This window comes from Weizmannia acidilactici (genome assembly GCF_008974185.1).
Lineage (GTDB): Bacteria > Bacillota > Bacilli > Bacillales > Bacillaceae_C > Weizmannia > Weizmannia acidilactici.
On record NZ_BKZP01000081.1, the window covers coordinates 1 to 1,551 of the forward strand.

Annotated in this window: 1 protein-coding gene; it reads left to right on the forward strand. The window is 50.2% G+C overall.

What is annotated here, in order from left to right:
- The first annotated feature begins 170 nt into the window (after nucleotides 1-170).
- Nucleotides 171-1,394: an IS110 family RNA-guided transposase gene (locus BpJC4_RS15740; RefSeq protein ID WP_151682010.1), complete on the forward strand. Its 1,224-nt coding sequence runs from the start codon at nucleotides 171-173 to the stop codon at nucleotides 1,392-1,394.
- The last annotated feature ends 157 nt before the right edge of the window (nucleotides 1,395-1,551 follow it).

The following is a 1,551-nucleotide window of genomic DNA, read 5'->3' on the forward strand; positions in this document are numbered from 1 at the left end:
GTCTAACCCGTAGGCCGTTCCTCCGGATCTCCGTGCTGGAAATGAGCAGTTCCAGGCAGCCCACGGCCCGGATGAGTTCTCATACGCGAGGCTGACAGATCGGCAAGCCATCTGGGGATATCCCGAAGCGTCCGATTCCATCGATCCCAATACAGAGAGGAGGAAATCATATGCCCTTATTTGTCGGTATTGACGTGAGCTCCAAAAACCTCGATGCCTGCCTGATGGATGGAATGGGGGAAACGTTGGCCACCCAAACGGTGACAAACAATCTTCCCGGTGCCTCTGAGTTAAGAGACGCCATCCTCCAACATGCGGAGGCGGATGACACCATCCAGATCGCCATGGAGGCCACATCTGTGTATAGTTGGCACCCGGCAATGTTTTTCCATGAAGATCCCGAGCTGAAACAGCGTCGTACAAAGGTGTTTACCCTGAATCCGAAGCTGGTGAGAAATTTCAAAAAGGCTTATGCCGAGATGGACAAGACCGATCCCAAAGATGCCTGGGTAATTGCGGACCGCTTGCGTTTCGGGAGATTGCCGAAATCCGTGATTCAGTCAGAACAATACCTTGCCCTTCAACGGTTAACACGGATGCGCTATCACCTGATTCAAAGTTTAACCCGGGAACAACAGGTATTTTTGAATCATCTGTTTTTCAAATTCAGTGCCTTTAACCTTGAAGTGGATACACCGGTCTTCGGCCATGCCATAACGGAATTTTTGCTTGAGGCCTATAGCCTCGATGAAATTGCCCAAATGCCTCTGGAGGACTTAGCGATGTATCTCCAGACCAAAGGCCATGGCCGCTTTAGCGATCCCGAGGATTTGGCCGCATCCATCCAAAAAGCTGCCCGGTCCTCTTACCGGCTTTCTAAATGTGTGGAGGATTCGATTGACTTGGTCCTGGGCAGTTCTATTGAGATCATCCGGCATCTTAAACGCCAAATCAAGGATTTGGATAAGGCGATTGCCCGCGTTCTTGAAGGAATCCCGAATACCCTCCAGACCATTCCGGGAATAGGCCCGGTGAGCTGTGCTGGGATTCTCGCTGAAATCGGCGACATTGAGCGCTTTGACGACCAAGCCGCGATCGCAAAATTTGCTGGATTGTTCTGGCCCCGCCACCAATCGGGTGATTTTGAGGCTGATGACAAAATGCTTGCGCGTACAGGCAATCGTTATCTCCGGTATTACCTGGTTGAGGCTGCCAATCTGGTCCGGCGACACGAACCTGAGTACCGCGCCTTTTACCAAAAGAAATATCGTGAGGTGCATAAGCACTCACACAAACGCGCCCTCGTCTTAACGGCAAGAAAACTGGTGCGCCTGATCGATGCGCTGCTCCGCAACGATCAAATTTATGCGCCGAAAAAGAAGGTGACGCGATGAGGTAACCAGGTAACCATCATCGATAGCCTGAACTTGAAAACTTCCAGATTATTCCAATTATCTGGAGGCTTAGTTCAGTATTGCCATTTTTACGACATAGAGCCAACAAAATTTCCAATTCACTTGTTTTTAACCCTTGACATCACACCGTAGGACT

Coding starts and splice junctions, on each gene's coding strand:
- BpJC4_RS15740 (WP_151682010.1), top strand. CDS start 171: ATGCCCTTATTTGTCGGTATTGACGTGAGCTCCAAAAACCTCGATGCC.